Here is a 6850-nt window from a genome sequence, read left to right on the forward strand (position 1 = left end):
GCCACCGCGGCGGCGCTGGTGCGCGCCGATGCGGCGGGCCTCGCCTCGCACGGCGTGTCGCGGGTGCCGATGTATGTCGCGCACCTGCGGCGCGATCGCGTCGATGGCGCGGCGGTGCCCGTGCTGCAGACGCGCAACGACGAAAAGCGTGCCGCGCTGTTGGTCGACGCCCGCTGCGGCTTCGCCTTCCCGGCCTGCGCGATGGCGATCGAGCAGGCGATCGTGCGCGCGCGTGAGCTCGGCGTCAGCGTGGCCGCGGTCACCAACAGCCATCACTTCGGCGCCGCCGCCTCGCATCTGGAGCCCGTCGCCGCCGCCGGCATGATCGGCATCGCGCTCGGCAACTCGCCGGCCGCGATGCCGGCCTGGGGCGGGCGCAAGCCGCTGTTCGGCACCAATCCGATCGCCGCGGTGTTTCCGCGCCGCGGCGCCGCGCCGGTGGTGATCGACCTGTCGCTGTCGGAGGTCGCGCGCGGCAAGATCATGGTCGCCGCCAAGGCCGGTCAGCCGATCCCGTTGGGCTGGGCGCTCGACGAAGCCGGCCAGCCGACCACCGACGCGGCGGCCGCGCTGCGCGGCTCGATGCTGCCCGCCGGCGGCGTCAAGGGCGCGATGCTGGCGCTGCTGGTCGAGCTGCTGGTGATGTCGCTGGCCGGCGCGCAGTTCGGCGCGGAGGCCGATTCCTTCTTCGAGGACGCCGGCGGCCGGCCGCGCATCGGCCAGGTCTTCCTGGTGCTGGATCCGGCCGCGTTCAGCGGCGAGCAGGTCTACCACGATCGCGTCGAGGCGCTGCTGGCGGCGATGTTGGCCGACCCGGGCACGCGCCTGCCGGGCGCCCGCCGCGAGGCATCGCAACAACGCGCCAGCCGCGAGGGCATTGCCGTGCCCGCCGCGCTGCTGGCCGAACTGGAGGCGCTGGCCGGGGAGGGTAGTCCGGCCTAGCAAGCGTCAGCTCGGGCCGGCCTCCGCGCCGGCCCCCCAATACGCCGAGGTCCGCAAAGTACGGATGGCGGCAAACAAAGGAGACAAACCATGCATCGCCCGTTGATTCGCACCATGCTGCGGCATGTGGCCGCGTTGTCCGTTGCCTTGTCCGCCATCACCGCCGTCACCGCCATTACCGCGGCTGCCCCTGCGGCGGCCCAGGGGCCCGCCGACTATCCGAGCAAGCCGATCCGCTACGTGGTGCCGTTCGCCCCCGGCGGCCTGACCGACATCATGGCGCGCATGGTCGGCCATCAGCTGTCGGAGGAATGGGGCAAGCCGATCGTCATCGACAACAAGCCGGGCGGCAACGCCAATATCGGCGCCGACCAGGTGGCCAAGGCGCCTGCCGACGGCTACACCTGGCTGGCCGTCACGCTGACGCACGCGTCCAACGTCACGCTGTTTCCGAAGCTGCCCTTCAACATGCAGAAAGACCTGGTGCCGGTGGCGCGGATCGCCTCGTCGCCGATGACCGTGGTGGTGCCGGCCAACTCGCCGATCCAGTCGATGAAGGACCTGGTCGAGGCGGCGCGCAAGGGCAAGCTCAATGCCGGTTCCAGCGGCAACGGCACGCCGCCGCACCTGACGCTTGCCCTGTTCGAGAGCCTGACCGGCACCAAATTGACGCACGTGCCGTACAAGGGTGGTGCACCGTCGATGACGGACCTGATCGGCGGGCAGATCGACGTGGTGTTCTCCAACTTCCCCGAGTCGCTGGCCTACGTCAAGGGCGGCAAGCTGCGCGCGCTGGCGGTGACCACGCGCGACCGCCATCCGCTGCTGCCCGATGTGCCGACGGTTGGCGAAGTCGGCTTCCCGGACCTGCTGGTCGAGAACTGGACCGGCCTGATGATGCCGGCCGGCACGCCAAAGCCGGTGATCGACAAGGTCGGCACCGCGGTGGCGAAGATGGTCGAGGTCAAGTCGGTGCGTGACCGCATCGTGGCGGCCGGCTTCTCGCCCGCTCCACAGGCGAGCGCGCCCTTTACCGACTACTTCCAGGGCGAGGTCGCGCGCTGGGCGAGGCTGATCGACCAGAAGGGCATCCGCGCCGAGTAGATCCCAGCGCGCGGGCCAGGGCGCGAAGCCCAGGGTTCGAGACGATCTTCGACACGGCGGGCGCGGGCGGCGGCAGTCATCCATGTTATATAGACGTTCCGTTCCGACGCCGCGCAGCCGGCGGCGGTCCGGAACCGGCATCGTGCCAATCCATCCGTCAGGGAGATCGTTGAAGGTGGGCGCAGAATTCGAAGCAGGCGCGGCAATCGGCGGCGTGCTGTACAAGGACGTCAAGCGGGCGATCCTGGCGGCGCTGGCCGCCGGCGAGTGGAAGCCGGGCGAGGCGATTCCGGCCGAACGCAAGCTGGTGGAGCGCTTCGGCGTGTCGATCGGCACGCTGCGCAAGGCGATCGACGAACTGGTGGCGGAGAACATCATGATCCGCCATCAGGGGCGCGGCACCTTCGTCGCGACCCACCGCCAGGAGGATCACTTCTTCCGCTTCTTCCGCGTGGTGCGCGAGGACGGGCATCGCGCGTTTCCCAGCGTGCGGCTGGCGAAATTCCGGCGCGGCAAGGCCAGCAAGGAAGAGGCACTGGCGCTCGGCATCGCGCCGGGCGAGCGGGTCTTCCATTTCATCAACGTGCTGTCGCTGGACGGCAGGCCGATGATGACCGATGCGATCACGGTGCCCGAGGCGCTGTTCGACGGGCTGACCGAGACGATGCTGCGCGAGCGTCCCAACACGCTGTACAACTTCTATCAGGACGCCTTCGGCATCAACGTGATCCGCACCGAGGAGCGCCTGCGCGCGGTGCTGGCCGACGAGGACGACCATCGGCTGCTGCCGGTGCCGGTGGGCGGTCCGCTGCTGCAGATCACGCGGATCGCCTCGTCCTATCACGACCGGCGCGTCGAGCGCCGCGTCTCGCGGCTCGACACCACCGCGCACGAGTTCGCGATCTCGCAGCCGTAACTCCGTCGCCGCTCGCGTCGTCATTCCCGCGCATGCGGGAACCCAGCGACTTTGAATGCCACTGGGTCCCCGCGTTCGCGGGGACGACGACATCCCTTCGTATCAGCTTGCCCGCCGTTTCCCCGCCTTCTTCGTCGCGCATTCGATGCAGCGGCCGCGCAGCGTCAGCTCGTGCTGCTCGACGACGAAGCCCGGCGGCGTGATCTCTTCCAGGTGCCCGGGGCACCCTTCCAGCGGAAACACGCGGTCGCAGCTCAGGCACTGGAAGTAGTGCTTGTGCACGACCGCGTCAGGTTCGTCCGCGACCTCGTAGCGGTCCGCCTGTCCCGGCAGCGGCACCGCCACCAGGCCACCTTCCTGCAGCATGGCGCGGATATTGCGGTAGACCGTCGCGAGTCCAAGCGTCGGCACCGTGCGCTGCGCGGCGGCCAGGATCTCGGCAGGACTCAGCGGCCGGGCGGCCTCGCGCAGCGCGCCCAGCACGGCCTCGCGTTGACGGGTCATGCGTTCCATAGCTAGAATGATAATGAAAATTCGTTCTCAATAAGGCGCGCCGTCGCTCGGCAGCGTCGCCGCAGCCCGTATTGTCGCCGCTATTGTCGTTGCCTGCGGCTTCCATTGCCGGCCCGCACACGCGGTACGGCATGACGGTGGCGGTGACCGCCTGTCTTCGCTCACTCTTCGTCCACATGTCCACGCCGATTTCATCGCCCGCGCGGGTACCCGCGCGCCGCGCTGCGCGACCCTTGCGCGCGGTTCATCCGCTGTCGCCGCTTGCCGCCGCGCTGTTCGCCGCTGCCGCGCTCGCCGAACCCACCGAGGCCGCGGAGCGGGAGGAGGCCGTGCTGCCCGAGGTCGCGGTGGTGACGTCCGGCGCCGCATCGTACAACCCGGATGAAGCCAGCGGCGCGACGCGCACCGACACGCCGCTGCGCGAAGTCCCGCAGGCGGTGCGCGTGGTGCCGCGCGCGATGATCGACGATATCGGCGCGACCCGGCTCGAGCAGACCTTCGACTATGTCAGCGGCATCGCGCGCCAGGACAGCTTCGGCGGCCTGTGGGACAACTTCGCGGTGCGCGGCTTCGCCGGCAACGAAAACACCGGCACCGGCTACCTGGTCAACGGCTTCGTCGCCAACCGCGGCTTCACCGCGCCGCGCGACGTCGCCACCATCGAGCGCGTCGAGGTGCTCAAGGGCCCCACCTCGTCGCTGTACGGCAGCGGCGAGCCGGGCGGCACGCTGAACCTGGTCACGAAGCAGCCGCAGTTCAAGCCGGCGCAGAACTACGAGCTGGAAGTCGGCAATCGCGACCGTTATCGTGTCGCCGCGGATGTCACCGGGCCGCTGGGCGAGAACGTCGCCGGCCGCCTGATCGCGGTGGGCGACCATCAGGGCAGCCAGCGTGCCTTCGTCGACAGCCAGCGCTATCTGCTGGCGCCCTCGCTGACGTGGACGCTCGGCGCCGATACGGTGGTCCAGTACGCCGGCGAATGGCAGCGCTTCTCGACGCCGCTGGACCGCGGCATCGTCGCGGTCGACGGCCGACTCGACGCGATGGGCCGCAAGACGTTCCTCGGCGAGCCGGCCGACGGCGATATCCGCCTGGACAGCCAGTCGCACCAGCTCGGCGTCGAGCATCAGTTCTCCCCCGCGTGGAAGGGCCGGCTGTCGCTGGCCTATCGCGGCGGCTCGCTGGAAGGATATTCGACCGAGCCCTTCGCGCTGGCCGCCGACGACCGCACGCTGCGGCGCCAGCGGCGATACCGCAACTACCAGTCAGACGACACCGCGCTGCAGGCTGACCTGACCGGCCGCTTCGACACCGGCGCGCTGTCGCACAAGCTGCTGGTGGGCCTGGACGCCTATCGCTTCAGCAGCAGCCAGGTGCAGCTGCGCGGCAATCCCACCGCCGCGACGCCATATCCGATCGACATCTACGAGCCGGTCTACGGATCGACGCCGCCGCCGCTGCTGCCGAACACCGATACGCACGAGCGACAGACCAATCTCGGCCTGTACGCGCAGGACCAGATCGCCTTTGGCGAGCGCTGGCGCCTGCTGGGCGGGCTGCGCGTCGATTCGTACCGGCAGACGCTGGACAACCGCCTGCGCGGCACGCGCGTCGAGCAGGACCAGACCGCGGTGTCGCCGCGGCTGGGCCTCGCCTATCTGGCCAGCAACAACGTGACGCTGTTCGCCAACGCCAGCCGCTCCTTCCGCCCCAACCCGGGCAGCAACGCCGCCGGCGAGCCCTTCACGCCCGAGCGCGGCCGCGCGGTCGAGGCGGGCCTGAAGTTCGAGACCGACGATCGCCGCCTCGGCGCGACGCTGAGCGCGTTCACGATCCACAAGCGCAATGTGCTGACCGCCGATCCGGCCGATCCCTCGTTCTCGACCACCGCAGGCGAGGCGCGCAGCCGCGGCCTCGAACTCGATGTGGCGGGCCGCCTCGGCCAGCATTGGCGCGTGTCGGGCAGCGTCGCGCTGACCGATGCCGAGATCACCGCCGATACCCGGCTGCCGGCCGGCACGCCGCTGCGCAATATTCCGCGCACCAGCGCCAGCGCGCTGGCGGTCTACGAGGATGCGGCGCCGGTCGGGCAACGCTATGGGCTCGGCGCCGGCGTGCGCTACGTCGGCAAGCGCTCGGGGGACGCAGCGGACAGCTTCACGCTGCCGTCGTACACGCTGGTCGATCTGCTCGCCTACTGGCAGCTCAGCAAGCAGGCCCGGCTGACGCTGAACGTGCACAACCTGTTCGACCGGGACTACTACGCCAGTTCCTACAGCGCGCTGTGGATCGCGCCGGGAGCGGGGCGCACGGTCCGGCTCGGGCTGCGGCTCAGCTATTGACGCGATGAAACGGTCCGCTGCCATGCCCCCGCCTGCATCGATGCCAGCCGATTCACCGGATTCGCCGCGGTCGCCACGCCGCCGGCGCCTGCTGGGAGCCGGCGCCGTCGCGCTGCTGTCGCCGGCGCTGGCGCAAGGCAAGGGGACGGACACGGACGCGGACAAGAGAGCCGCAGCCGACCGCACCGTGCGCGTGATCGGCCCGTGGGAGCTGTCGAGCCTGGATCCGCTGCGCGGCGGCTATCTGTTCGCTCGCATGCACGTCGCCGAGACGCTGGTCGACTATGACGCCCAAGCCCGGCCCGTCGCCGGACTGGCGTCGCGCTGGCAGGTGTCCGGCGACGGGCTGGTTTGGCGCTTTGCGTTGCGCCAGGGCGCGCGCTTTCATGACGGCTCGCCGGTGCGCGCGGCCGACGTCGTGCAGGCGCTGCGGCGCGCGCTGCATCCGGCCGGCGTCCTCGGCCAGGCGCCGATCGCCGCGATTGATGTCGCGACCGATGTCGCGACCGATGCCGCGACCGACGCCGCGATCGACACCGAGCCTGGCGCGGTCGTCCGGATCCGTTTGCACCAACCGTTTCCCGCGCTGCCGGCGCTGCTGTCGCACAGCAGCACGCAGATCCTCGCGCCCGCGTCCTTTGGCGCCGACGGCGCGGTCCGCGCGATCGTCGGCTCGGGCCCGTACCGCATCGTCACGTTGGAGCCGCCGCAGCGCTTCTCGGTGGCGGCTTTCGATGGCTGGCAGGGGCCAGTCCCGGCGGTGCGCCGGGCCAGCTATCTGGCGGTCGGACGCGCCGAGATGCGCGCGCTGATGGCCGAGGCGGGCCAGGCCGAACTGGCCTACGGCCTCGATCCCGGCAGCGTCGCGCGGCTGCGGCGCGGCGACGCGGTCCGCGTGCTGCAGCAGCCGATCCCGCGCACCACCGCGCTGAAGCTCAATGCCCGCCATCCGCTGCTCGCCGATCCGCGCGCGCGGCAGGCGCTGTCGCTGGCACTGGACCGGCGCGGCATCGCGCAGGCGGTGCTGCGAGAG

At 70.7% G+C, this 6850-nt stretch carries 6 protein-coding genes; 5 read left to right on the forward strand and 1 reads right to left on the reverse strand.

Annotated features, from left to right (window positions below):
• From B551_RS11270 to B551_RS11280, 3 genes are all read left to right on the forward strand, one after another.
• Positions 1-942: Ldh family oxidoreductase (locus tag B551_RS11270; RefSeq protein ID WP_023264103.1), on the forward strand; the 942-nt coding region annotated here is incomplete at its 5' end.
• Between the two features lie 90 nt (positions 943-1032).
• Positions 1033-2046 carry a tripartite tricarboxylate transporter substrate binding protein gene (locus B551_RS11275; protein ID WP_006579738.1) on the forward strand — a complete coding sequence of 338 codons (1014 nt, stop codon included), beginning with the start codon at positions 1033-1035 and terminating at the stop codon, positions 2044-2046.
• Positions 2047-2221: 175 nt separating this feature from the next.
• Entirely contained in the window at positions 2222-2962 is a 741-nt protein-coding gene (locus B551_RS11280; RefSeq protein ID WP_043438956.1) for a GntR family transcriptional regulator, read from the forward strand.
• A gap of 102 nt (positions 2963-3064) precedes the next feature.
• Here the strand turns inward: B551_RS11280 and B551_RS11285 are convergent, their stop codons facing one another.
• Positions 3065-3475: a Fur family transcriptional regulator gene (locus B551_RS11285; RefSeq protein WP_006579736.1), complete on the reverse strand. Its 411-nt coding sequence runs from the start codon at positions 3473-3475 to the stop codon at positions 3065-3067.
• A 176-nt stretch (positions 3476-3651) separates the two neighbouring features.
• Between B551_RS11285 and B551_RS11290 the strand changes: the two genes are divergently transcribed.
• Both B551_RS11290 and B551_RS11295 read left to right on the forward strand, forming a co-directional pair.
• On the forward strand, positions 3652-5817 hold the full coding sequence (locus B551_RS11290; RefSeq protein WP_083492575.1) for a TonB-dependent siderophore receptor: 2166 nt from the start codon (positions 3652-3654) through the stop codon (positions 5815-5817).
• Positions 5818-5857: 40 nt separating this feature from the next.
• A partial coding sequence (locus B551_RS11295; RefSeq protein ID WP_023264106.1) for an ABC transporter substrate-binding protein occupies positions 5858-6850 on the forward strand: 993 nt, incomplete at its 3' end.

Origin of the sequence: Cupriavidus sp. HPC(L) (assembly GCF_000307735.3) — a bacterium.
GTDB lineage: Bacteria > Pseudomonadota > Gammaproteobacteria > Burkholderiales > Burkholderiaceae > Cupriavidus.

Coding starts and splice junctions, on each gene's coding strand:
- B551_RS11275 (WP_006579738.1), top strand. CDS start 1,033: ATGCATCGCCCGTTGATTCGCACCATGCTGCGGCATGTGGCCGCGTTG.
- B551_RS11285 (WP_006579736.1), bottom strand. CDS start 3,475: ATGGAACGCATGACCCGTCAACGCGAGGCCGTGCTGGGCGCGCTGCGC.
- B551_RS11290 (WP_083492575.1), top strand. CDS start 3,652: ATGTCCACGCCGATTTCATCGCCCGCGCGGGTACCCGCGCGCCGCGCT.